The 24,326-nt window shown below is 69.9% G+C and carries 24 protein-coding genes; 8 read left to right on the forward strand and 16 right to left on the reverse strand.

The window, feature by feature from the left end:
• Window positions 1–112: 112 nt before the first annotated feature.
• The 4 genes from ACTJJP_RS13680 (at window position 113) to ACTJJP_RS13695 (ending at window position 3,424) form a co-directional block, all read left to right on the forward strand.
• Window positions 113–1,102, forward strand: a complete 990-nt coding sequence (locus ACTJJP_RS13680; protein WP_055959305.1) for a DNA-directed RNA polymerase subunit alpha — start codon at window positions 113–115, stop codon at window positions 1,100–1,102.
• A 43-nt stretch (window positions 1,103–1,145) separates the two neighbouring features.
• The gene (gene rplQ / locus ACTJJP_RS13685; RefSeq protein WP_440775526.1) at window positions 1,146–1,706 is read left to right on the forward strand and encodes a 50S ribosomal protein L17; all 561 of its coding nucleotides are present in this window, start codon (window positions 1,146–1,148) and stop codon (window positions 1,704–1,706) included.
• A 100-nt stretch (window positions 1,707–1,806) separates the two neighbouring features.
• Window positions 1,807–2,664, forward strand: coding sequence for a tRNA pseudouridine(38-40) synthase TruA (truA, locus tag ACTJJP_RS13690; RefSeq protein ID WP_440775527.1), 858 nt, complete (start codon window positions 1,807–1,809; stop codon window positions 2,662–2,664).
• Between the two features lie 67 nt (window positions 2,665–2,731).
• Window positions 2,732–3,424 carry an endonuclease/exonuclease/phosphatase family protein gene (locus tag ACTJJP_RS13695; RefSeq protein ID WP_440775528.1) on the forward strand — a complete coding sequence of 231 codons (693 nt, stop codon included), beginning with the start codon at window positions 2,732–2,734 and terminating at the stop codon, window positions 3,422–3,424.
• Window positions 3,425–3,495: 71 nt separating this feature from the next.
• Here the strand turns inward: ACTJJP_RS13695 and ACTJJP_RS13700 are convergent, their stop codons facing one another.
• From ACTJJP_RS13700 to ACTJJP_RS13720, 5 genes are all read right to left on the reverse strand, one after another.
• Window positions 3,496–4,050, reverse strand: coding sequence for a hypothetical protein (locus tag ACTJJP_RS13700; protein WP_440775529.1), 555 nt, complete (start codon window positions 4,048–4,050; stop codon window positions 3,496–3,498).
• 189 nt (window positions 4,051–4,239) lie between these two features.
• Window positions 4,240–6,006, reverse strand: a complete 1,767-nt coding sequence (locus ACTJJP_RS13705) for a DUF4012 domain-containing protein (protein ID WP_440775530.1) — start codon at window positions 6,004–6,006, stop codon at window positions 4,240–4,242.
• A gap of 176 nt (window positions 6,007–6,182) precedes the next feature.
• Window positions 6,183–7,853, reverse strand: coding sequence for an ATP-binding protein (locus tag ACTJJP_RS13710; protein WP_440775531.1), 1,671 nt, complete (start codon window positions 7,851–7,853; stop codon window positions 6,183–6,185).
• 86 nt (window positions 7,854–7,939) lie between these two features.
• Complete coding sequence (locus ACTJJP_RS13715) at window positions 7,940–9,019, reverse strand: hypothetical protein (protein WP_440775532.1); 1,080 nt, start codon at window positions 9,017–9,019, stop codon at window positions 7,940–7,942.
• A 280-nt stretch (window positions 9,020–9,299) separates the two neighbouring features.
• Complete coding sequence (locus ACTJJP_RS13720) at window positions 9,300–10,169, reverse strand: response regulator transcription factor (protein ID WP_440775533.1); 870 nt, start codon at window positions 10,167–10,169, stop codon at window positions 9,300–9,302.
• A 355-nt stretch (window positions 10,170–10,524) separates the two neighbouring features.
• On the opposite strand from ACTJJP_RS13720, the gene ACTJJP_RS13725 reads away from it, so the two are divergent.
• Window positions 10,525–10,839 (forward strand): DUF7882 family protein, encoded by a 315-nt coding sequence (locus tag ACTJJP_RS13725; RefSeq protein WP_440775534.1) that lies wholly within the window; start codon window positions 10,525–10,527, stop codon window positions 10,837–10,839.
• A 6-nt stretch (window positions 10,840–10,845) separates the two neighbouring features.
• Here ACTJJP_RS13725 and ACTJJP_RS13730 read toward each other — a convergent pair whose 3' ends face one another.
• Window positions 10,846–11,301 carry a MarR family winged helix-turn-helix transcriptional regulator gene (locus ACTJJP_RS13730; protein ID WP_440775535.1) on the reverse strand — a complete coding sequence of 152 codons (456 nt, stop codon included), beginning with the start codon at window positions 11,299–11,301 and terminating at the stop codon, window positions 10,846–10,848.
• Between the two features lie 95 nt (window positions 11,302–11,396).
• The gene (locus ACTJJP_RS13735; RefSeq protein WP_440775536.1) at window positions 11,397–11,690 is read right to left on the reverse strand and encodes a hypothetical protein; all 294 of its coding nucleotides are present in this window, start codon (window positions 11,688–11,690) and stop codon (window positions 11,397–11,399) included.
• Between the two features lie 148 nt (window positions 11,691–11,838).
• On the opposite strand from ACTJJP_RS13735, the gene ACTJJP_RS13740 reads away from it, so the two are divergent.
• Genes ACTJJP_RS13740 through ACTJJP_RS13750 form a run of 3 tightly spaced genes read left to right on the forward strand, consistent with a single transcriptional unit; the run spans window position 11,839 to window position 13,135 of the window.
• Window positions 11,839–12,216: a DoxX family protein gene (locus ACTJJP_RS13740; RefSeq protein ID WP_440775537.1), complete on the forward strand. Its 378-nt coding sequence runs from the start codon at window positions 11,839–11,841 to the stop codon at window positions 12,214–12,216.
• Window positions 12,198–12,764 (forward strand): 2'-5' RNA ligase family protein, encoded by a 567-nt coding sequence (locus ACTJJP_RS13745; RefSeq protein WP_440775538.1) that lies wholly within the window; start codon window positions 12,198–12,200, stop codon window positions 12,762–12,764. Before ACTJJP_RS13740 ends, ACTJJP_RS13745 begins: the two co-directional genes overlap by 19 nt.
• Complete coding sequence (locus tag ACTJJP_RS13750; RefSeq protein WP_440775539.1) at window positions 12,758–13,135, forward strand: PPOX class F420-dependent oxidoreductase; 378 nt, start codon at window positions 12,758–12,760, stop codon at window positions 13,133–13,135. The genes ACTJJP_RS13745 and ACTJJP_RS13750 overlap by 7 nt, the downstream gene beginning before the upstream one ends.
• A 42-nt stretch (window positions 13,136–13,177) precedes the next feature.
• Here the strand turns inward: ACTJJP_RS13750 and ACTJJP_RS13755 are convergent, their stop codons facing one another.
• The 9 genes from ACTJJP_RS13755 to ACTJJP_RS13795 all read right to left on the reverse strand — a co-directional run bounded on the left by ACTJJP_RS13755 (window position 13,178) and on the right by ACTJJP_RS13795 (window position 24,295).
• On the reverse strand, window positions 13,178–14,143 hold the full coding sequence (locus ACTJJP_RS13755) for an LLM class F420-dependent oxidoreductase (protein WP_440775540.1): 966 nt from the start codon (window positions 14,141–14,143) through the stop codon (window positions 13,178–13,180).
• Window positions 14,144–14,275: 132 nt separating this feature from the next.
• On the reverse strand, window positions 14,276–15,298 hold the full coding sequence (locus tag ACTJJP_RS13760) for a TerC family protein (protein WP_440775541.1): 1,023 nt from the start codon (window positions 15,296–15,298) through the stop codon (window positions 14,276–14,278).
• Between the two features lie 246 nt (window positions 15,299–15,544).
• Window positions 15,545–17,104, reverse strand: a complete 1,560-nt coding sequence (locus ACTJJP_RS13765; protein ID WP_440775581.1) for a glycoside hydrolase family 32 protein — start codon at window positions 17,102–17,104, stop codon at window positions 15,545–15,547.
• Window positions 17,105–17,182: 78 nt separating this feature from the next.
• Complete coding sequence (locus tag ACTJJP_RS13770; protein WP_440775542.1) at window positions 17,183–18,577, reverse strand: glycoside hydrolase family 32 protein; 1,395 nt, start codon at window positions 18,575–18,577, stop codon at window positions 17,183–17,185.
• On the reverse strand, window positions 18,574–19,563 hold the full coding sequence (locus ACTJJP_RS13775) for a LacI family DNA-binding transcriptional regulator (protein ID WP_440775543.1): 990 nt from the start codon (window positions 19,561–19,563) through the stop codon (window positions 18,574–18,576). The genes ACTJJP_RS13770 and ACTJJP_RS13775 overlap by 4 nt, the downstream gene beginning before the upstream one ends.
• 16 nt (window positions 19,564–19,579) lie before the next feature.
• The gene (locus ACTJJP_RS13780) at window positions 19,580–20,491 is read right to left on the reverse strand and encodes a carbohydrate ABC transporter permease (protein ID WP_440775544.1); all 912 of its coding nucleotides are present in this window, start codon (window positions 20,489–20,491) and stop codon (window positions 19,580–19,582) included.
• Window positions 20,491–21,369 (reverse strand): carbohydrate ABC transporter permease, encoded by an 879-nt coding sequence (locus ACTJJP_RS13785; protein ID WP_440775582.1) that lies wholly within the window; start codon window positions 21,367–21,369, stop codon window positions 20,491–20,493. Before ACTJJP_RS13785 ends, ACTJJP_RS13780 begins: the two co-directional genes overlap by 1 nt.
• 76 nt (window positions 21,370–21,445) lie before the next feature.
• Window positions 21,446–22,783: an ABC transporter substrate-binding protein gene (locus ACTJJP_RS13790; RefSeq protein ID WP_440775545.1), complete on the reverse strand. Its 1,338-nt coding sequence runs from the start codon at window positions 22,781–22,783 to the stop codon at window positions 21,446–21,448.
• A 39-nt stretch (window positions 22,784–22,822) separates the two neighbouring features.
• Entirely contained in the window at window positions 22,823–24,295 is a 1,473-nt protein-coding gene (locus ACTJJP_RS13795; protein ID WP_440775546.1) for a family 43 glycosylhydrolase, read from the reverse strand.
• Window positions 24,296–24,326: the final 31 nt, after the last annotated feature.

The raw sequence follows: 24,326 nt of genomic DNA on the forward strand, positions 1-24,326 counted from the left end.
CGGCCCGCCCTCGGCGCATCGCCCGCGTGTGGCGGCATCCCGCGAGTACAACTCAACACCTCACCCCATTACACGTGTCATATAGCGGGCACGTGATCGAAAGGAACACATAGTGCTCATCGCACAGCGTCCCACTCTGACCGAGGAGAAGATCGGGGAGTTCCGCAGCCGTTTCGTCATCGAGCCGCTGGAGCCCGGCTTCGGTTACACGATCGGCAACGCGCTGCGTCGCAGCCTCCTGTCGTCGATCCCCGGCGCGGCCGTCACGAGCATCCGCATCGACGGCGTGCTGCACGAGTTCAGCACGATCCCGGGCGTGAAAGAAGACGTCACCGAGATCATCCTGAACATCAAGCAGCTCGTCGTCTCGAGCGAGCGCGACGAGCCCATCACGGCGTATCTGCGCAAGACCGGCTCCGGTGAGGTCACCGCCGCCGACATCTCCGCTCCCGCGGGTGTAGAGGTGCACAACCCCGAGTTGGTCATCGCGACGCTCAACGACACCGCGAAGTTCGAGCTCGAGCTCACCATCGAGCGTGGCCGCGGCTACGTATCGGCGACGCAGAACCGCAACGAGTACGCCGAGGCCGGCCAGATCCCGATCGACTCGATCTACTCGCCCGTGCTCAAGGTCAGCTACCGCGTCGACGCCACCCGCGCCGGCGAGCGTACCGACTTCGACAAGCTCGTCCTCGACGTCGAGTCGAAGGCGTCCATCGCCCCGCGCGACGCCGTCGCCTCGGCCGGACGCACCCTCACCGAGCTGTTCGGTCTCGCTCGCGAGCTGAACGTCGAGGCCGAGGGCATCGAGATCGGCCCCGCGCCGGTCGAGACCGTCCTCTCGAACGAGCTGTCGATGCCGATCGAGGACCTCGATCTCTCGGTCCGCTCGTACAACTGCCTCAAGCGCGAGGGCATCAACACCGTTTCGGAGCTGGTGGCCCTTTCCGAGACGCAGCTGATGAACATCCGCAACTTCGGTCAGAAGTCGGTCGACGAGGTGCGCGACAAGCTCACCTCCCTCGGCCTGTCGCTGAAGGACTCGGTGCCCGGCTTCGACGGTGCCCAGTTCTACAGCGGCTACGACGAAGAGACCGTCTGACCCCGGTCGGACCCGACCGAACCTCTCACTGGAGTAACACGACATGCCTAAGCCCACGAAGGGTCCCCGCCTCGGAGGCGGCCCGGCCCACGAGCGTCTGCTTCTCGCCAACCTGGCGGCAGCACTGTACACGCACAAGTCCATCAAGACGACCGAGACCAAGGCGAAGCGCCTGCGTCCGCTCGCCGAGCGCCTGATCACCTTCGCCAAGCGGGGCGACCTGCACGCGCGTCGTCGCGTGCTCGGCGTGATCGGTGACAAGGACGTCGTGCACACGCTGTTCACCGAGATCGCGCCCCTGGTGGCCGAGCGTGACGGTGGATACACCCGCATCACCAAGGTCGGAAACCGCAAGGGCGACAACGCCCCCATGGCCGTGATCGAGCTCGTGCTCGAGCCCGTCGCGAAGAAGGCGTCGAACAAGGCCGCCGCGGCTCCCGCCGCCGCTGCCGCACCGGCCGCTGAGGAGCCCGTCGCCGACGAGGCTTCCGCCGACGAGAACACCACCGACGAGGCTGCCGACGCCGGCGCCGAGTCGCCCGAAGAGGGAGCCGCCGCAGAGGCCGCCGCCGCGGACGCCGTCGAAAACGACGCCAAGGCCTGAGCCCTCCTCACCGCGTACGATGCCCCCACCCGGATCCGGGTGGGGGCATCGTCGTCGGCGGGGCTCCACGGCCGGCGTCCGGTGCTCGTAGGCTGGTGAGGTGCGCATCCGCCTCGACATCGCCTATGACGGCACACATTTCCGCGGGTGGGCCCGGCAACCGGGGCTGCGCACCGTGCAGGGCGAACTCGAGTCGGCTCTCGGACGCATCGTCGGCGGTGCCCCCCGGCTGATCGTGGCGGGCCGCACCGATGCCGGCGTGCACGCCTCGGGGCAGGTCGCGCACCTGGACCTCGACGGCGAACAGATCGCGCGCCTGCCGCGACGGCGTCGCGACAGCGACGAAACCGATGCCATCGCCGCGCTCGCAGGGCGCGTACGCGGCGTCCTGGGGCAGTATCCCGACGTCTCCGTGTTGCGCTCGTCGCGAGCCCCCGACGGATTCGACGCGCGATTCTCCGCCGTATGGCGGCGGTACACGTATCGCCTGGCGGATGCGGCCACGGGCTACGACCCGCTCGACCGCCTGCGGACCACCACTCTGCGCAGTGCCCTGGACCTGGAGGCGATGGATGCCGCAGCCTCGCGCCTGATCGGCCTGCACGACTTCGCCGCGTACTGCAAGGCGAGAGAGGAGGCGACGACCATCCGTACCCTGCTCGAGTACGACTGGCGACGCGGTGACGACGGGGTCCTGGTGGCCAACGTCCGCGCGGACGCCTTCTGCCACAGCATGGTCCGCGCCCTCGTGGGGGCGTGTGTCGCCGTGGGGGAGGGGCGTATCGAGGTCGAGGACGTCGTGGCCATCCGTGATGCTCGCATGCGCATCCCCGAGACGAAGGTGCTGGCTGCGCGGGGTCTCGTGCTCTCCGAGGTCGGTTATCCGGCGGACGAGCTATTGGCGGCGCGCGCCGAACAGACGCGCAACAGACGGGATGCCGACGAACCGGCATCGTGATTCCCCCCGTGGCGTCGATGCAACCCCTCGGGAGGCGCCGTGCAGCCGGACGTATGCTGACATCGCCATGAAGGTCATTTCGTACAACCTCAACAAGCACCGTGCCGCCGGCGAGCTGACCGCGCTCCTCGAGACGCACGGGGCGGACGTCTTGTGCCTGCAGGAGTGCGACACCAACGACATCCCCGAGCAGGTCGGGGGATTGCGCCTCGCGGAGGCTACCCAGCGCAACCGTCTCGGCCTCGCTGTGTACTACCGGGAGAGCACGTTCCGCGCCGAGGAAGTACGGGCGATCTCGTTGAAGAAGTCCCTGCATGACTACGTGTTGAAGCCCGCGGAAGAGCGGATGCTGGGCGTGCGCCTGCGCGACATCGACGCGGGGCGCGATGTGATCGTCGCCTCCTTCCACGCGGCGCCCCTGACCGCCCTCAACTCACTGCGGCGGCACCAGATCCGGACGGCTCTCACCGAGCTTCAGAACCTCGGACCCGGTCTGCCCGCGCTCATGGTGGGGGACTACAACTACCCGGTCTTCAAAGAGAACCTGGGGCAGAAGGTCCGTGACCAGGGCTACGAGCTGACTCTGAGCGACGCGCGTACCTATACCCGCTACCGCTTCTTCCGTGGGCACTACGACTTCGCGACCTCGGTCGGATTCGACATCGCCCACATCAAGACCCTGCCGCAGGGCCTCAGCGACCACCTGCCGATCCTCATCACGGCGGAGGTCACTGCGTCTCGCGGCGGTGGCCTGGCATGAGCCTCGCCCTCACATGATCGACGAAGAGGGGGTCGTCCGAAGACGACCCCCTCTCGCAGTTCCGCGCGCGATCAGGATTGCGCGCTCCGGCGACGACGCACGACGGCCCCGACGGCCACAGCCCCGCCCGCGACGACGAGGGCCCCGCCTGCGACCCAGAGTCCCGCGGTGCTATCCGCGTCGAAGCCGGTCACGGCCAGGCCGCCCTTGGCGGGCGACGTGCTCGAGCCCGCCGGAGTGACGGTCACACTCGAGTGCAGCACGACGCCGCTCGTGGCGCCGGTGAAGGTGAAGTAGTAGGTGCCCTTCGCGGTGCTCGGGAAGCGCACCGGCGTCTTGAGGTAGCCGTTGACCGCGCGAGAACGCAGTGAGTCGTTCGTCTCTGTGGCTACCGAGGCGAGCGTGATGCTCTTGGCGGCGCCGCCGGTGACGGAGATGATGATCTCTTCGTCGCCCTGATAGGCCGCGCGGTCGGTGGTGAACGTCGCAACGCCGCCGGGAGCGGCCACCGACGGTGAGACACCGATGACGGCGGGGTCGGTGTAGGCGTTGGCGGCCGTGGGGGCCAGCAACGCGGCCGCAGCGAGCGAGAGCGCGGCGACGGCCCGGATGATCGTGGTCTTCATGGTGTGCCCCATCTGCTTGGCGAAGTCGAGCCGGCACGGGGATGCGGGGCGAGGTCCGCCTGCCGCAGTCCGAATGGCTTCTAGCCGAGAGTCTTGTGGAGGAGGCGTGGGCGACTCGCGGGGAACGAGGCGGTTTCACATGGCGGCGCCCCGTAGTTCACCCCTACGGGACCGTGGATCCGCCGGCGGTCACCCGGGGAAGTGGCACTCCCCGCTGCGCGGGAGCTCGGAGGAGTCGCGGGTCGGGGTCGCCACGGCGTCCAATTCGACGGTAGCTGTCAGTCGCACGAGCAGGTCGAGGTGCGCGGACTCTCCGGGGCCCACGCGCACGGACCACTTCACCACCTCTCGGCCGTCGTGCACCCCACCGGCGAAGCCCGTCGCGCCGTCGTCGCCGGTCGTCCGACGTTCGAGGAGTTCGGCACCGGGCGGCAGGTAGACGTAGATCCCGGTGAGGGCGTCGCCGACGGGCACGCCGTACTCCCCGCCCCCGGTCACGTACGTCGGGAGCGAGGTCGGATCGGGGGCGTCGCTGCGCAGCTCGACGTGCACCGAAGCCGTATCCGTGCCGCACCACGCCGTCTCGACAAGGGGATGCAGGTAGTAATCCATCTTGGAGCCCGTGCCGTCGTTGAAGTAGACGCCGACAGTGCTGCGTGCGCCGTCGGAGGCGGGGAGGACGCCTTGCAGGGTCGACCCCTCGAGCACGGCTTGCTCCCTGGCATCCGCGTTCCAGACGAGCAACCGGCGTTCGCGTCCGGCCCGGCCCACGGCCTCCACCAGGGCGGCGGGATCCACTCGGCCGTCGGCGAGGGCCTGGAACACCGCGGCCGCCGCACTCTGGAAGAAGGCGTCCTGTTCGCGCGGGTCGGCGTAGCGCCGATACGACTCGTCGAGGAGCAGCCCGACGGCGTTCTCGGCTGTCAGGTCGTCGCCGGACGCGAGATGCACCGGACCCGTCGCTCGCAGGAGGTACGACAGCGTCACCGGATCCAGAGCGACCACGGCGTCGACGGTGGTGCCGTGCACGCGCCGCCACATCTCGCGCGCGAGTGGAGCCCCGACGGAGAAGTCGGGCACCTGCGTGGTGTTCTGCAGATAGCGGGCGGGACGGGTGTCGTAGATGCTCTGCACATCGGGGGCGAGCTCGGCCACCGGCGCGACGCCCAGGTCGCCGAAGTCGGCGGAGGACGCCTGGGCCGCGAGCGTCATCCGGCCGTCGAGCGTGTCGAGCTGCGCGACCGCGCCCACGACACCGCCGAGCGAGCGCCATTCCGCGTTGTTCTGGAACAGCACGAGCGTCGATCGAGGACCGTCGGCGCCGAGCATCGACGGCACCAGTCGGGTCGCACGCCGGAGGGCGTCGGCCCCGTCGGCCGCTCGGTCGAGGAACCCGGCCGCGTCCGAGACCCCCTGCGCCACGCGCCCGAGCAACGGCGCCTGGTCGACGGCGGAGAGACGGTCGGCCGACTCTCGCAGCGTCGACGCGGCCGCCGCCGCCGAGGGGGTGACGGCGGCGATCTTCGCGACGTCCACGGCCCCGTCGACGGGGCGGATCACCTCGATCGACAACCCGGCGGAGGCCGCGGCCAGCGGCTCGAGGGCGCCCACGGCACCGTCGATCGCGCTCGCGGTGTCGGAGACCGCCGACAGCTGCGGTCCGATCCAGGGCAGCGCCTCCGCGACGCGCCAGACGGGGTCGCCGGTCAGCTCGCGCGCCGCGGAGGTGTCGTCGGCGACGGACGCGAGGACGGCCGTCGCCGTCGCCGGATCGTCCAGGGCGTCAGCGGCGGCCGACACCGCCGCCCGAGCCTGCTGCAGGTGGGTCAGCGCGAGCGCGGCTCTCACGCCGATCCACGCGGTGAGTACCAGGCCCGCGACGGCTATGAGACAGACCGCGCCGGCGAAAGCCCTGCGCAGGACGGGCGCCGATCCGGAACGAGGGGTGTCGATCACGCGAAAACCCTAAGCGTCTCGGAGAACGGGTCATCCGCGCTCTCCCCCTGCTCGCCGATCCTCGCCGCGGGCGGAGTCCTCCGCCGGGCCGCTTTGTCACCCTCCGGTTCACCTGCGCGACCACGCCTCTCGGGAGCGAGGGCCGGATGGCCGGCGCTCGTGCGCGGACCTCCCGATCAGGAGAGCTGGTCGTCGCCGGGTACGGGGAGTATCACCGTGACGGTGGTTCCCACGCCGAGTTCGCTCTCGAGGTACAGAGAACCTCCCTGTTCCTCCACGATGCTGCGGACGATCCCCATCCCCAGACCCGTGCCCGGGATCGCGTTCTCGCGGGCGGTGCGCGCGCGGAAGTAGGGGTCGAACACGCGCGTCAGATCGTCGGAGTGGATGCCGATCCCGGAGTCGGCGAAACGCAGGATCACGTCGTCGGGGGACACTTCGCCGGAGACGCGGATCGTGCCGCCCGCGGGCGTGTACTTGATGGCGTTGCTCAGGATGTTGTCGAAGGCCTGACGCAGGCGGAAGCCGTCTCCGGCCACATCGGCGGTCGGGGGGAGCTCGTCGACGACGCTCACGCGCCGTGCCGCGGCCGCGGGGCGGAACGACTCCAGAGAGGAGGCGATGATCCGGCTCGTGTCGGCGGCGGCGGGGGCCGCCTGCTCGCGGAACACCCCACGGGAGGACGCGAGGATCTCCGAGATGAGCTTCTGCATCCGTTCACCGGCCCCGGCGACGACCTCGAGCTGTTCGCGCACCTTGGGCGGAAGGGTCGGATCGTCGAGGGCCAGGTCGGCGTGGCCGACGATGGCCGTGAGCGGGTTGCGCAATTCGTGCGACACCGTAGCCGCCAGTCGCTCGCGGGCGCGCTCGGATTCGATGAGCGCCGTCACATCGTGGACGATGAGGAGGGTGCCCTCCGGCTCGTCGGACGAGACCAGCCGCCGCGTGGACACCGACAGCGCCCGCCACTCGCCGCGGGTGTCGAACAGCCACATCCGCTCGTCATCGAGCTGTTCGCCCCGGGCCGCCCGGGCGAAGGGGCGTTCGTCCTCGGATAGGGGCTCGCCACGCAGCGTCGCGTACTCGACCGCACGGCCGGGGCGCTGCGGCTCATCGCGCTCGATGCCGTAGAGGGCCACGTACGTGTCATTGAGGGCGAGCACTTCTCCGTCCGCCGACAGTCGCGCGATACCCGTGTCGAGGCCGTTGAGCATCTGCGATACGCGACGCTCCTGACCCGAGACCCGCTGGAGCGTGCCCTGCAGTCGTCGCGCCTGGCGCCGGAGGAGTTGCTTGAACGCCCGGGTCTGCCGCGCGGACAGGTACGCAGTGATCGCGATGAACGTCATCGACAGCAGCACGACGAGCAGCCGGAGTGCGGAGGACGGCCCGGTGGCGTTCAGGGCGGCGTCGAGGGAGACGATGAGGGCGACACCCCCGAGCGCCGCGATGAGGGAGACGAGCGTGAAATGCGTGGCGATCCACATGATGGGGAACACCCAGAAGAACCCGAAGCGCAGATCGGTGCCGACGCTCATGAGGCCGATCGCGATGATGTCGCCGAAGGGGATGACGGCGACGGCCGTGCGGGGGACCCTGTGCCAGGGGACGACGATGGCCACCGCCGTGAGAGCGATCACGACGCCCACGCCCGCGGAGAACGGCCAGTGGGTGAACAGCGTCGGTTCGATCAGCTGGACCAGGAGAACGGTGATCATGACGCTGGCGCCGAGGAGGAGCTGAAGCAGCCACACCGATCGTGTGCGCCCGCCAGGGCCGTCCGTGTCGTCGTTGCGGGCGCCGTCGTCCGAGGGAGCCGCCGAAGGGAAGCTCCTCGGGGATGCCATGCTGTGAGTTTATCGACCGCGGCGCCTGAGCCGCCCGACGGATCCGACCGCATCACGTGCGGCCGCGACGCGGGGACGCCGGTCGGTCACGGCTCGTCGACCCCGTGGGAGCGCGCGCGCGGACGACGGTGCTGCATCAGAGCGGACAGACCGTCGACCGTCCGGATGACGGAGTGCTCGAACGACAAGTCCGGGACGTCGTCGTAATCGAGCAGAGGCATGCGGCGGGCGAACGCGACGCGCGCGGCGCTCTCGACGGCATCCGTCGTCATCCCTTCGGGGACGACGGCGAAGACCGTGTCGCGGGCGGGCACACCGGTCACCGCCCCCATCAGGGCGTCGTGGACGGCGCCGGCGGCAGCCCGGAGCATCTCGTCGCCGCGCGCGACGGTGTGCGCGGTCCGGATCAGGTCGATCTCGGGCACGCGCACGAGGACGATCCGCGCGCTGCCGTGCGCCGTGATGAGGCGGGCGGCCTCGCGCCGGAGAACGCCGCGATCATGCGCGCGAGTGCCGGGCGAGGGTCGGTCGTCGAGTTCCCGACCGATGCGGACCGCACCCGTTGCGACCAAGGCGATGGCCACCGCGCTCACCATCGCCGTCGCCTCGGGGGAGACCACACCCGGCTCGACCAGGGGAGCGGTACCCATCACCACGACCACCCCGATGCGGGCGGCGTTGTACGCGGCGAACAGACCCAGGGTCCACGTCAGCAGTCGACTTCCCCGCAGGTCGCCGAGCGGGCGGCGCGCACACTCGAGGGCCCCGAGGGAAGAGAAGACGATCAGCCCCGCCGTCTTCAGGACGGTGGCCTCCTCGAGCGAGACGAGGAACGTCAGGCCGAGGAGGAAGATCCCGCTCGCGACGATGCCGACCGCGCCGACCGTGCGTCGGCGATTGAGGTGGCGGGCGCCCGCCCACACCATGCCCGCGGCCATCACGTTGGTGGCGTTGCCCCCGGCGGCGGCCGCCGTTCCGCCGCCCGCTGTCTCGAGGGCGTTCATCGCCCCGCACAGCAGCGCGGCGACCGCGGACATGCCGAAGTACCGCACCATCTCGGCTCGGGCGCCCCCGCGATCGTCGTCGGTTCGACCGTGGGCGAGGAAGAGGATGGTCAGGGCGACACCGGCGGCCGTGATCGTCGACAGGAGCGCGAGAGCGGTCACGCGAGGCTCGTCCCGTCGAGGGGCATCGGCGATCCTTGAGCGGATCTTGCGCGAACGATGCTCGCGGGCCGCCCCCGCCTTGCGGTGGACCCCCCACAGTGGAGGGCAGCCGCCCACGGGCGATCACCCCCGCACAGGAGGTGATGACGTCTTCCACGCTCGTTCGTCGTCGACACCGGTGGGGAGTCCGATGAACGCCCGCCTTCGACCGCCCGAACAGTCGGAGGGGCGGATGCCTCGGCCCCGGAGAGGGCCGAGGCATCTGTTCTGCGCAGCGCCATCAGGACGCGGAGGACTCCGACGTCATCCGGTACCCGACCCCGCGAACGGTTTCGATGTAGCGCGGGTTCGCCGGATTGTCGCCGAGCTTGCGACGGAGGTTGGTCATGTGCGCCTCGATCGCGCGCTTGTCGGCGTCGCCGACGAAGTAGCTCGTGACGTAGGACTCGCCCCGCAGCACGAGGGTGAGATCCGCCTTGCTGCGCACGCGCCGCCGGGACTCCATGAGCGCGGCGAGAAGGTCGAATTCCGTGCGGGTGAGGTCGAGCTCCTCGCCCGCCATCCGCACCAGTCGGCTCTCGGGGTCGAGGTGCAGATCGCGGTGCGCGAGCCAGCCGTCGCTCGGGGCGAGGTCCTCGTCGACGCGAGGTCGGGCGTCGACCGCGGCCTCCGTCGCCACGGGAGCGCCGACCGCGGTGTGCGTGGCGGGAAGGGCCTGACCGGCACCCTCGCGCTCCGGGACGGAGGCGGCACCGCCGGACTCTCCGACGCGGGGTCGACGGAGGAGCGCTTCGATCCGGGCGCGCAGTTCGCGCGGACGGAACGGCTTGACGACGTACTCGTCGGCACCCGCGCCGAGACCCAGGACGACGTCAGCCTCCTCCTCGAGGCCGGTCAGCATGATGATGTACGTGTCGCTCTGCCGCCGGATGCGCCGGGCGGCTTCGAACCCGTCGATGCCCGGCATGTTGACGTCGAGTGTCGTGAGCAGCGGCTGATGATCGACCACCGCTCGGACTCCGTCGATGCCGTTCGCGACGGAGACGGTGGAGAATCCCGCCGACTCGAGGACATCGGCGAGGAGGTGCCGGATGTCGGGGTCATCCTCGACGATGACCGCAGTTTTCAGCCGCTCCGCTGTGTCACTCATCTGCCCAACTCCTCCGCCTTCGCGCTTGCGCGCCCGCGTTCTCCCCCGAGACACGGTGTCGCAGTGCGACGAGCGCAATCTTGGCACACTTCCTGCCCTCCACCACGGGGTCGCACGTGCGGCGATCGCCCGCACCGCCTCGCGCGCGGCATCCGGGCACGTGCACCCGATGCGAACCCCCGCTCTCCGGGCCCCCGCCCCACGCCGGGCAGCTCCCGGCTCCGTGCCACGAGGCGGATCATCCACCCGACGGGCGGGTCTCCCGGCCTCGCGACGCGTGAGGCCCGGTGTCGCGGTGTGTCGCGTCCGGACGCGGGAAGATAGTTAAGCAAGAGGAGCAATGTAGACTGACGAGGTGGGAAAACTGGTTTACAACACGCTCGGTCACACCCTCGACATCGAGGACCGGACGCTCTCACACCTGCGCGTCGTCTTCATGAACAAGCTGCGCCGCGGCGAGCCGTTCATGTTCCATTTCCCCATGGGGGACGGAAGCGGCACGCGCTCCCTGTGGATCTCGCCGTCGATCCCTCTCGTCTTCCACTTCTACGGTGGGAAAGCCCCGCAGGTGAATCGCCGTTGGATCGAAGAACTGATGAACGAGGCCAGCGCACCCCAGGGGCTCACCGTCGTACCCGAGCCGAGCGCCGACACGGCGCCCACGAACTGACGGCGCTCAGGCGCACTCCGCGTCGACGACCTCGCGGACGCGGTCGAGGAAAGCGGCCACCTGATCCGCCGCATCGTCGGGCAGTTCTGCGGCGAAAGCGCGGATCTGCGCCGTGACCGGATCGATGGAATCGGGATCGGTCCCGCGATCGAACGGCACGACGAACTTGCTGCGCCGGTCGGTCGGGTTCGCGACGAAGGCGATCAGACCGCCGGCGTGCAATCGGTCGAGCATGCCCGTGACCGATGCGGCGGAGATGCCGAGGTGCTGGGCGAGCTCGGACGGCGTGACGGTCGCCCCCGCGTCGACGCGCTCGAGGATGAAGCGCATCGCGGCGCGCGCGTTCTCGCTCGGCCCGCAGTCGGACTGGCGGCGGCGAGCGAGCCTCGCCTCGGCGAGGCGGAGGCGCTCCACCGCCCGTGCAGCGGTCGTCGCGGCGTCGTCTTCGATCTCGATCGTCATGCAGCTCCTCGAGGCTCAGCCACCCGTGCCGTCATTCTAGTTCGACCGCCGAGAATCACGGTGGTCGAGAGAAATCGGACCGTGTGCCGGAGGGCTCAGCGACGTCCGGCCGCGTGACGGTGGGCGATCGCGGACACCCACTGCATCCCGGGGCACGGCGGAGCGCTGCGCCCGCGCATCCGCTCCCACGCTTCGAGGTAGATGCCCTCGAGGAGCGCGTCGGCCCGTTCGGCGGCGCCCGTCACGGACAGAAGGACCGCATACACGCGGGCTGCCGTCGCGTCGTAGAACGCGACGAAGGCATCGCAGTCGCCCGTTGCAGCCCGTACGAGAAGGGCATCGAGATCGCCGTCGCGAGTCGCGGGGGACGCGGCGTCGGTCATGGTCACGGTGCACCTCCTGGTTCGCGATCCAGTCAACCGGGGTCGGCGGACGGCGACCCGGGGTTGCGGAATCCGGATGGGTGCCCTAGCGGTCCGGACCGGACGCCTCGTCAAGCCCGCGGGGACGCTCCGCGACGAGAAGTAGCGTGGCCGCATGAAATCTGTCGTGCGTTGGACGGTGGCTGCGGCCATGATGTTCGCCGGTATCGCCCATCTGACCTTCGCGCGGCGCGATTTCCAGGCGCAGGTGCCCGATGCCATCGTCGAGCGGGGCCCGTTGGATCGGGATGCCGTGGTGGTGGCGTCCGGAGTCGTCGAGGCGGCCTTCGGTCTCGCTCTCGTGGCCTTGCCGAAGGAACGGCGCCGTATCGGCGCCGCCCTGGCGGCGTTCTTCATCGCCATCTTCCCCGGCAACATCGACCAGTGGCGCAAGGGCCGCTCCGCGTTCGGGCTCGACACCGATCGCAAGCGCTTCGTCCGTCTGTTCTTCCAGCCGCTGCTGGTGGCGGCGGCGTGGTGGTCGACGCGCTGAGCGCCGTGGCCGCCGTCGTCAGCCTGGAGCTCGTGTTCGACGAGCCCTCGGACGCCGCAGTGCGGCGTGAGTGGGACGCACTGCTCGCCGCGGATCTGCCGAGCCAAGCGCGCCACACCGGATCGAGCAACCGCCCGCACATCACCCTGCTGGTGCGCCCCGAGCTCCCCGACGCCGACCTGTCGGCGCTCGCCGCGGGGCTGCCGCTGAGGCTCACGCTGGGCGCGCCGCTGCTCTTCGGGGCCGGACGGTCGCGGGTGATCGCGCGATCGGTCATCCCCTCCCTCGCGCTGCTCGATCTCCACGCCCGCACGCACGCGCTCGCCGGGACGGGGGACGATGCCCTCCACACCCGTCCGGGCGCCTGGACGGCGCACGTGACGCTCGCCCGTCGCGTGCCGCTCGAACACGTCGGCGAGGCGTTGGCGGTGCTCGCCGAGACGGGGGAGGCGGAACTGGCCGTCACCGCGACCGGCGTGCGTCGCTGGGATTCCGCGACGAAGACGGTGTCCGACCCCCTCGGGCGTGGCACGCTGGAGACGTGCTGACCGACGACGCGCGCTCGTTCTTGAGCGAATACCATCTGGCCACCCTCTCGACCCTGGGTCGCTCGGGGCGCGTGCACGCCGTCCCCGTCGGCTTCACCTACGAGGACGGCATCGTGCGAGTGATCGGTTCTCGCGGGACGCAGAAGTTCGTCAACGCCGCCCGCAGCGGGCGGGCGTCGATCTGCTCCGTGGACGGGGGGCGCTGGATCAGCTTCGAGGGAACGGCACGAGTGAGCGACGACGCGGATGCCGTGGCGCACGCCGTCGACCTCTACGCGGCGCGCTACCGCCAGCCGCGCGTCAACCCCGACCGCGTCGTGCTCGAGATCACCGTGGAACGCACCCTCGGTTCTGCGGCCCTGCGCCCCTGACGGATCCACCCGCGGGCGCCTCGCAGAGACGCCCGCGAGAGATCAGAGGGCTCGGAGCTTCTCCAGAAGGGGCGCGGCGATCTCGTCCACGAACTGCTGCTGCTTCTCGTCGCCGACCTGGACGAGGGCGATGTCGGTGAAGCCGGCGTCGATGAAGGGGCGGACGCTCTCGGCGAGCTCGTCGAGGTCGGGGCCGCACGCGATGGACTCCGCGACGTCCTCCGGGCGCACGAACTGCGACGCGCCGGCGAACCCAGCCGGAGTCGGCAGGTCGGCGTTGACGGCCCACCCGCCGGCGAACCAACGGAACTGATCGTGGGCACGGGCGACCGCAGCCCCCTTGTCGGGGTCCCAGCTGATCGGGATCTGTCCGATCTTGCGTGACGCGCCGTCGTGGTGCTCGTCCCAGCCCTTCACGATCTCGGCGTCGGGCTCCGTGGTGATCAGGTGGTCGCCGAGAGGCGCGAATCGTGCGATGGAGTGCTCGCCCGAGACGGCCACGCCGATCGGGACTCCACCGTCGGGTGCGTCCCACACGCGCGCGGAGTCGACGCGGAAATACTCGCCGTCGTAGGTGACGAGATCGCCCGTGTGCAGGGCCCGGATGATCTCGATGGCCTCCACGAGCATGTCCTGCCGAGCGTGCACCGCCGGCCAGCCCTCGCCGACGACGTGCTCGTTGAGGTTCTCGCCCGAGCCGAGACCGAGCGTGAAGCGCCCCTCCGACAGCAGTTGCAGGGTCGCCGCCTTCTGGGCGACCACCGCGGGGTGATACCTGACCGTCGGGCAGGTGACGTAGGTCATCAGCTCGACGCTCGAGGTCGCGTGCGCGACGGCGCCGAGAACCGTCCAGGCGTAGGGCGCGTGGCCCTGGCTCGTCAACCAGGGGGAGTAGTGATCACTGGAGACGAGGAAGTCGTAACCGGCGCGCTCGGCGCCGACGGCGTAGTCGACGAGCGCCCGCGGGCCGCTCTGCTCGGTCATGAGGGTGTACCCGAATCGCGTCATGCCCGCCACGGTAGGCCGCGGCATCCGCCCGCTCTCAGGGGTTGCGCACCGACCCCGGATACGACAGCGGGNCCCGCTGCAGGGCTCGATTCTCAGGAGCGCGACATCCGCCGCGGGCCCGTGGGCGAGCGATCAGTCCTCGGGAGCGTGGATGACCTTTTCGCCGTCGAAGGTCTCGCGCTGCTTCGCCTCGCGGTCGTTGCGCGTCTTGCGCAGACTCAGCCACGTCGCCACCGCGACGGTGGCCGCGATGAACAGCAGCGAGAACCAGATCGGGATCTCGGGGGCCCACAGCATCGGCTCGCCGCCGTTGATGAAGGGGAGCTCGTTGACGTGCATGGCGTGCAGCACCAGCTTCACGCCGATGAAGGCCAGGATGACGGCCAGACCCTGTGCGAGGTAGACCAGGCGCTCCAGGAGACCGCCGATGAGGAAGTACAGCTGGCGCAGACCCATGAGGGCGAAGGCGTTGGCGACGAAGACGATGTACGCCTCCTGGGTGAGACCGTAGATGGCCGGGATCGAGTCGACCGCGAAGACGAGGTCGATGAAGCCGATCGCGATGATCACCAGCAGCATCGGGGTGACGAAGGTCTTGCCGCTCTTGCGGACGGTGAGCTTGTCCTCGTTGTACTCCTCGCTGACGGGGAGGATGCGACGGACGAACCGCATGAACTTGCCGTTGGCCGGGTCGCTGTCGCCGTGCGAGAACGCCTGCTTGTAGGCCAGGAAGAGCAGGAGAGCGCCGAAGATGTAGAAGATCCAGGAGAAGTTCTCGATCAGCGCCGCGCCGACGGCGATGAACGCACCGCGCATGACGAGGGCGATCACGATGCCGATCATCAGCACCTTCTGCTGGTACTTCTTCGGCACCGCGAACCCGGTCATGATGATCAGGAAGACGAAGAGGTTGTCGATCGACAGCGCCTTCTCGGTCAGGTACCCGGCGAAGTACTCACCGCCGTAGGTCCACCCCGAGAACACGCCGATACCGACGCCGAACAGCAGAGCCAGGCCGATGTAGAACGCCGACCAACGGGCCGACTCGCCGACGGTGGGTTCGTGAGGCTTGCGCACATGCGCGAAGAACTCGAAGACGAAGAACGCGATCGTGACCGCGATGGTGATGATCCAGACGAGGGGTGTGACGCCCAAGACGGCCTCCAAGGGAAAGTCGGTGCAGCAGAACACCAAGGTCTCCTCCACCCGGCGAGTCGGGCCGACGTCCCGGGCCCACGATGGCGTGGACCGTACTGACGAGATCGTCGCGGTGGGAGTACTCCCCTTGCTGGAGTCGATTCTACGCGATGGCGCCCGACGGTCAGGCGCTGGACGGCGCCGGCCGCACTGTGGTAGCCGGGAGCGCGCGATCCGCGCTCCCGGCCGTGCCCCTCTTCCCCCCTACACCGGTACCGCGAACTCGCGGATCGTGATGCCGGAGAACGTGGCCGCGCCCCCGTCGGTGTACAGCGAGATCCCGGTGTCGCCGTCGAGGAAGTGCACCTGCTGCGAGAGCACCGTGTGCCCGCCGTTGACGAACACCTCGACGCTCTGGCGGTCGACGAAGATGCGCAGGTGGACCGACCTGGCCGCCGCGTCGATCGGAGCCGCCGCCCGGGTGTAAGGCGCCAGCGCATAGCCGCTGCGTTCGGAGGGTCCCCGATCGACGTAGAGATCGGCGCCGTATTTGCCGATGTTGGTGTGGCGGGATCCGTCGGCCGAGCGACCGACCGAGACGCCGACATTGGTGGCATCCGTCCACGAGATGTCGAGATCGAGCTCGTAGGCGCGGCCCGTCCAGGGCAGCACCGCGCTGCCGGTCACGGTGCGACCCGGGAGCGTCACGCTCGAGGTGGCGCGGGAGGCGAGTGCGGCGATCGGCGCGCTCAACAGGCTGTACCACCCGCCCGACTGGCGCTCCAATCGCAGCTCGCGCACGATCGAGTTCTGTCCGTTGTATCCGTCGGTGGCGTCGGTGGGCACGTCGCGCGCGGCGTACTTCCAGTTGTTCATCCACCCGATCGCCAGGCGCTTGGTGTCGGGGGCCTCGATGCTCGGCCACGTCACCGCGCCGTACCAGTCCCAGCCCCAATCCAGCCACTGCGGGGTGAGGTCGTCGGCGACGAACCGCGTGCCGTTCCACGTGCCCATCCAGTAGGCGTAGGTCATGGGCAGGCCCACCCCGTAGGCGTCCATGCTGGCGCCCAGCACCCAGTGGCGGGTGCCGTCGCCGGCCGTCATCTCGAACAGGTCGGGACACTCGATCCCGCCGAGCCGGGGGTTCGGGTAGTCGAAGTTGCTGCGCCACGTCCACTGCCGCAGGTTCGGCGACGTGTAGAAGCCGGCGTAGCGCGCGCGCCCGAGGGCCATGACCCACTCGCCGCGGACGGCGTCCCAGTGCACCTTGGGGTCGCGGCACCACTCCGCGTTGTCGACCTCCGCGGGCGTCTGCGCCGTGCGCCCCTCGGTGTTGACGAGGACGGGGTCGGGGAGCATCGTGAACGAGAAGCCGCCGTCGGTGGACCAGTACAGGTACTGCTCCTGGTATTTGCGGATGCCGTCGGTCGGACGCGTCGCGAGCGCGATCACGGCTCCCGCGCCGAATCCGGCCGTGTTCGCCGTGTCGACGACGAGGCATCCCGACCAGACGGGCACGCCGTTCGTGAGGGGCAGGACGGTGCCGTGGTGGGTGAAGCTCACCCCGTCGGTGGTGGCGTGGTCCCATCCGCCGGCGCCGTTGTTGACGGCGGAGTGCAGGTAGTAGAGCTGATATTTCCCCCCGGAGACGATCGGGCGCTGCGGGTCGCAGAGCCACGCGGTCGGGGGCGTCATGTGGAACATCGCGCGTTGCGACGCGCCGGCCGCGTACGCGGACGGGCCGGCGGCGGAGGCCAGGGCGAGGCCGAAGGCCCCGGCCCCGGCGCCCTGCAAGAGGGTGCGTCGGGAGATCTCGAACGGCATGATGGTACTCACTTCCTCGTGATCGACGGGCGCGACGATGCACCCGCCGGGTGGGCCGGCGGTTCTCGGAGACGTCGGTCAGGCGGCCGCCGGAGCCGCGGGACCTTCCTGTGCCGTGGGGGCGGGCGAGCCGACCCGCGCCTCGCCGACGCGCACGGTGGGGACGACGGAGGTCGAGGCGGTCGCGGAGACCGTGACGGGGCCTGCGCCGAGGGTCACCAGATGCGAGAGCGCGGTGAGGCCGTCGTCGGCGAAGACCTCCATCAGGGGCCCGTCGATCACGAGTGTCAGGGCACCCGCGGCGGGGTCCACCAGCGGCGCGGTGCGAACACCCGCGAAATCGGGGTGCAGCGCGTCGGCTTCGCGTCCGGAGCGCGAGACGGAGAGCGTGCGGGCTGCGGGGTCGTGGATGACGTCGACCACGGCATCCCCCTCTCCCTCCAACCGGAGGCGCATGGTGCCCGTGGCGGCGGTGTCCCACCGCACCTCGAGGACGGCGTGCGGCGCGATGGCGGGCGAATCGAGCTCGACGTCGTCGAGGGGCGGCAGGACGGGCCGCTGGACGAGATGGAGCGCGTCGTCGGCGCGCCGCAGCCCGAGCGTCCGCGGGAGCGACATCGCCCCGCGCCACGGCGAGGTGGGAACGACGTGCGCGTAGCGCCAGTTGCCCATCCACGCCAGCATCACCGCGGAACCCCCGGGGGCGCTGTCGAAGGTGACGCCGGCGTAGCAGTCGCGGCCGTGGTCGAGCGGTCGGAGGTCGGCAGCCGGGGAATGGAAGACGTCGTCGACGAGATCGCCCACGACGTAGTGCATCGCAGAACCCGCCGGGTCGGCGTCGTCGCCCACCGGGTTGGTGCTCAGCAGCAGCACCCACACGCGCTCGGTCGTCCCCTCCAGCGGCAGACGTACGAGGTCGGGGCACTCCCAAACCACGCCCTCGGGCCCGAGCGGACCGAACGAGCCCGTCTCGCGCCAGGTGCGCAGGTCGTCGGAGGCGTAGAACACCACCCGGCGCTCCACCGCCTCGACCGTGAGCATCAGCCAGCCGCCGCCGGGCACGCGCACGACCTTGGGGTCGCGGAAGTCGGCGCTCCCGCGATCGAGCATCGGGTTCGCGGCATCCATCGTCCAGGTGAAGCCGCCGTCGACGCTGGTCGCGCGCGACTGGGCCTGGACGCCGTGGTCGTAGGCGCTGGTGTAGAACGCGGTGAGCGTGCCGTCGTCGCCGGCCACGACCGAGCCGGAGTAGATCTGCTCGCCGGGGCGGTGGCGAAGCGCGACGGGATGCTCGTCCCAGTGCAGGAGATCGGGGCTGGAGGCGTGACCCCAACTCATGTTGCCCCAGTCGTTGCCCTGCGGATTGAACTGGAAGAAGGCGTGCCACCGGTCGCCCGCGAAGACGAGTCCGTTCGGATCGTTCATCCAGTTCTGCGCGGGGGCGAGGTGGAAGCGCGGACGGGGAAGGCTCACACGGACTCCCGGGGGATCGAGGGGCACGCGATCAGCTGTCGCGCACCGATGGCGGGGGGTTCGAGGCCGAGCAGCGCGCGTACTCCCGCGGCCCCGAGCTCGTAGTGCGGGAGGGCGACGGTCGACAGGGGCGGGCGCAGGTGCGCGGCGATGACGTCCTGGTTGTCGAAGCCGATGACGGCGACATCGTCGGGGATGCGCAGCCCCCGTTCGCGCAGGCCGTCGTAGAGCCCCATCGCAACGCGGTCGTTGTGGCAGAAGACGGCGGTCGCACCCGAGTCGATGACGGCCGCCGTGACGTCGTAGCCGCCCTCCTGCTCGGGCGCGGCCTCGAACACCAGAGCGTCGTCGACCTCGACGTCCGCCGCCGCCAGCGCCGCGCGGTACCCGGCGAGCCGGCCGCTGCGCGCGGGCGAGGGCGATGTCGTGTTGACGAATGCGATGCGGCGATGCCCCGCCGCGAGAAGCTGCTCGGTCGCGGTGCGCCCGCCCTGCTCCTCGTCGGGCACGATGGCCGGGAACGCATCATCCGCGGCGAAGCAGTTCACCAGCACCGTCTCGGTGTGCTGCAGCGGCGGCGGCACCTGGATCTCGCGGTGGTACCAGGTGGAGTACAGGATGCCGCGCACCTGATGCTCCAGCATCATCGCGATCGCGTCGTTCTCGGCGGCGGCGTTGCCCTCGGTGTTGGCCACGAGCAGGACGAAGCCGTGACGCCACGCCTCGTCCTGGGCGCCGTGGATGATCTGACCGGCGAAGGGCGTGGTCGCGATGGCATCCGCCACCAGCCCGATGAAGCGAGAGCTCCCCTCCGACAGCGTCTTGGCCAGGGCGTTCGGACGGTATCCGAGCGCGACCACGGCCTCTTGCACGCGCCGCCGTGCGTCTTCGCCGATGCGGGCGCCCGGCTTGTCGTTGACGACGTGCGACACGGTCGCGACCGAGACGCCGGCGGCCTTGGCGACATCGCGCATGGTCGTGGTCATGAGGGGGTCCTCGCGTTCATCCCTTGGTGGCTCCGCTCTCCAGGCCGGCGATCATCGCCTTGTTGAGCACGAGGAACACCAGCAGCAGCGGCGTCACCGTGACGCACACCGCGGCGAACGTCGCCGTCCAGTCGGTGTTGCCCATCGCTCCGATGTAGTTTTGCAGGCCCAGCGGGATGGTCTTGAGCCCATCGGAGAGCACGAAGGTGTTCGCGAAGATGAAGTCGTTCCAGATGAAGATGCTGTTCACGAGCACCACCGTGATGATCGTGTTGACAGACAGGGGCGCCGTGATCTGCAGGAAGATGCGGTACGGACCCGCTCCGTCGAGGGAGGCGGCCTCGTAGAGCTCGCGCGGGATGTACTCGTAGAACGACGAGAACAGGTACACCCCCATCGGGAGGGAGAACGCCGCCAACGGCAGGATCATCGACAGGTGGGTGTCGAGCAGGCCCACCTGCGAGTAATCGATGAACAGCGGCACGAGAGCGATCTGCACCGGCACGATGATCCCGAGCAGGAACAGCGCTCGCACGAATCCGCTGAGGCGGAAGCCCAGCACCTGCAACGCGTACGCGGCCATCATCCCGGCGACCACGATGAGCAGGCTCGCCCCGAGGGTGACGATGAGCGAGTTGCCGATGTTCAGCAGGAGGTTGCCGGTGCCGAAGGCGCGGGCGTAGTTGTCGAGGGTCCACTCGCGGGGGAGGGCGAACGGGTCGCCCCCGGCGAAGTCGCTCGCGGTGCGGAAGCTCGTGAGGAACAGCCACAGCAGGGGATACACCTGCACGACGACGATCAGCGCGACGGTGACCGTGAGCAGCGTGCGCTGCACCCGCAGGCGCGGCGAGCGGTGCACCCGGCGGGGTGTGGGCGCGGGTGCCGGGGGAACGGATGCCACGGGGGCGGGGGAGAGGGTGATGCTCATCACGCGTCCTTCCGACGCAACAGCAGGAAGATGAGGCCGACGGCGACCAGGCACTCGACGACGATGAAGACCGAGATCGCGCTGGCGTAGCCGTAGTCGGTGTGGACGAAGGCCGTCTTGTACATGTAGGTGGTCAGCAGCTCCGACGACTGGCCGGGGCCGCCGTTGGTGAGCAGGTACGGGATGTCGAAACCGCGGAGGGCGAAGGTCGTGGCCATCACGGTCGTGGTGATCCAGACGGGCCGGATGTAGGGGAAGCGGATGCGCCAGAACGTCTGCCACCAGGACGCACCGTCGAGGCGGGCGGCCTCTTCGAGCTCCTTGGGCACGGCGATGAGGGCCGCGTAGATGATGAGCATGTACAGCCCGGTGAAGCGCCACCCCTCGGGGATCGACACCGCCGCCAGCACCGTCTGCACGTTCGACAACCACGCCGTCTGCAGGCCCTCCAGGCCCACCCAGGCGAGCAACTGGTTGAGCAGGCCGACCGGCTCGAGCGAGTAGACCCGCAAGAAGAGGAACGCGATGGCGACGGTGGAGATGACCGCCGGCAGCAGGTAGAGCGTCTTGACGAGCTCGCGGGCTCGGGGGAGGGCGGTGAGGAGCCCCGCCACGGCGAGGGCTCCGCCGAGCTGCAGGACGAGGCAGATCGCGAGGTATCCGAGCGCATTGCCGAAGGCCGTCCAGAACACGTCGTCGCGGGTGAACATCTTGACGTAGTTGTCGAGTCCGACGAACTGCAGGTCGGTGATGCCGTCCCACTCGAACAGGCTCAGCACGAGCGACTGCCCGATGGGCAGCAGCACGGCGGCGCTGTACAGCAGCAGCGGCGGCACGAGGAAGACGGCCACGGCCAGCCCGGAGCGGCGCGGAAGCATCGAGGTGCGCATGGGCGCGCGGCGCGGGGTGGGCCGGCCGGCCCCGGTCGCCCGGGGCCGGCTCGGTGCGAGCGTGTCAGCCACCGACGTTCTCCGTCAGGGCGGCATCCATGGTGCTGACGAACTCGTCGGGCGTGATGTCGCCCTGCACGAGCAGCGTCAGTTCCTGCTGCAGACGGGTGTTGGTGGCGGGGTCGAGCTGCGTGTCCCACGGCATGGCGATCTTCTCGCCGACGTCGCCCGCCTGCGCGATCGCCCGGCTGTACAGCGGGGTGGCGGTCGCGGGGATCTCGGTCTCGACGCCGGTGGTCGGCGACAGGGCGCCGGAGGCGGCGACCTCGGCCGGGTAGCGCTCGAGGGCGAAGGCGAGGAAGTCCCGCACGAGCGGGTCGTAGGTGGAGGCGTTGACGGCCATGCCGATGCCCGACGGGGTGACGTATTCGTTGTCGGCGGTCACCGCACCGGGGAGCGTCGGGAGGGTGAAGTAGTCGACGCTGTCGCGCACGCCGGCGTCGAGGTCGTCGGTGGCGAGGTTGCCGAGCTCCCACGTTCCGATGTTGTAGACGGCGGCCTTGCCCGAGGTGAACTGCGCCTGCGCGTCGGCGTACCCGGTGGAGGAGAACCCCTCCTGGAAGCACCCGGCCTGGCCCAACCCGTACAGCCAGTCGGCGGCGGCGCGACCGGGAGCGTCGGAGAAGGCCGCTTCCCCCGTCTTGAGCTTCTGCACGTACTCGGGACCGGCCTGGCGGAAGGGGTAGTACGCCATGTAGCGCTCGAGCGGCCAGCCGTCGGCGCCGTCGAGGGCGATCGGGGTGATCCCCTTCGCGCGCAGCGCCTCGCACATCGGGGCGAAGTCGTCGAGCGTCGCGGGCACCGAGACACCGGCCTGGGCGAGCAGGTCGCGGTTGTACCAGAAGAACTCCAGCTGGAACTCGAACGGCACCATGTAGAGCGAACCGTCGTCGAAGCGCTGGTAGTTCAGGGCCGCCTCGCGGTAGTCGTCGGACAGGCCCAGGTCGTCGAGCAGCAGGTCGACGTCGACCATGCGACCCTGCTCGGCCAGCTTCTGTGCGAAGGGCGTGGCATCCGTGTCGAAGAGTTCAGGCAGCTTGTTCGCCGCGGCGAGCGTCTCGTACTTCTGGATGTAGCTGGGTCGGTCGGGCGTCGTGATGAGGTTGAGCGAGAACCCGGGGTGGTCTGCGGCGTACTCGTCGGCGATCTTCTGCATGGCGGTGATGACCCCGCCGTCGGCCGGGCGCGAGAGCAGCCAGGAGATCTCGCGGGGCTTGATCTCGCCATCCGGGTTGACGTCGGTGGGGTCTCCGCCGGAGCCGGTACCGGCGCAGCCGGAGAGGACGAGGGCGGTGGCGGCGGCCAGGGCGACCCAGGATGCCGTGCGGGCGTGGTGGACCATGTGAATCTCCGTTGATGTGTGGTTCGGGTGCGGGTGGGGTTACGAGGAGGCGACGAGGAGCTCGTCGTGGGTGACGGCGGACGCACCGTCGTCGGGTCTCGGTGTCGACACCTCGAGCCCGAGGATCGCCGCCGTTCCCTCGCCGACGAAGGCGCCGACGCCGCCGGTGGTGCGGTCGTAGAGCCGGGTGCTGAGGGTCACGGCGCCGTCGACCGTGGCGACGCACAGGTCGCCGTCGACGATCACCTCGAGGCGGTGCGGCCCCGGGGCCAGCGTCACGGGACGCTCGAGTTCGACCGCGAAGGGCACGTCTCCCGAGATCTGCCATTGCTCGCCCCCGGTCGACCGGCGCGGCCACCGGTCGAACACGAGTCGATTGCGACGGGGCTCGAGACGCAGCGCGTAGCCCTCGTCGCCGTCGGCGCTCGCGCGCAGCAGCAGGCCGCACTCGCTCGTGCCCGCGGCGATGTCGAACACGGCGTCGACGCGGAACGTCGCGGGGATGCTCTCGGGGAGGAGGAGGTCGGCGTACCCGTCGGGGGCGCGGAGGACGGTTCCGGATGCCACCGACGCGATGCCGCGGTCGAAGCTCTCGGCCAGCTCGACCGGGGGATGCAATCGCAGCGAGCCGTCGGGGTTCTGCTCGGCTTCCAGCACCGAGAGGGTGCCCGCCCACTGCCACGCGCCGTCGTCGGTGTCGCCCTCGCGTGAGGCGATCCAGCCGAAGAAGAAGCGGCGGTCGTCCCGGGCGGCGGACTTCGCCGCGTAGTAGGCGCGGCCGTCGAGGGTGTCGTCGACGGGGACCGTCCACGGGCCGTGGAGGCTGCGCGAGACGCGGTAGCGGGTGGTGAAGGACTCGCTGAACTCGGAGTAGACGAGATACCACCAGCCGTTCCACTCGAACACCTCGGGGCACTCGTGCGCGATGTAGCGCCGCGGGTCCCAGAACGGCTCGATGGGCTCCCAGGTGGCGAGGTCGCGCGAGACGCACTGCGCGATCACTCCGCGGCGGCGCTCGGGCCCCTCGGCGTGGCGGGCGGTGATCAGCATGCGCCAGAGGCCCGCGGCCTCGTCGCGGAAGACGAAGGGGTCGCGCCAGTCGGCGGTCTCGTAGCCGGCGGTGGCGCCGAACGTGTGCTCGGGGTGGCGCTGCCAGGTGCGCATTCCGTCGGTGCTGGTGGCGTGCAGCACCTGCTGCAGCGCGAGCCCGTCGGTGCCGCGGCGTTCGGGGTTCTGCCCCGTGTAGAAGAGGTGATGGATGCCGTCGGCGGCGACGACGCTGCCGGTGTAGACGTTGAAGTCGTCGGAATCCGGACCGCCGGAGGCCAGCGCGGATCCCGTCTCGGTGAAGGTGACGAGGTCGTCGGTGACGACGCGGTGCCAGGGCATGCCGATCTTGGGCGTCTGCCGCGATTCGTGCAGGTAGAAGAGGTGGAAGCGACCGTCCTCCTCCCACGGGATGACGTCGCCGACCCAGGCGTGGGGTGGGCGGAAGAACCCTCGTTCGTGCATTCGGATGACTCCTCGTCGAGACTCACTGCGC

The sequence above is a fragment of the Microbacterium sp. 22296 genome, from assembly GCF_052045385.1.
In the GTDB taxonomy this organism is placed as follows: Bacteria; Actinomycetota; Actinomycetes; order Actinomycetales; family Microbacteriaceae; genus Microbacterium.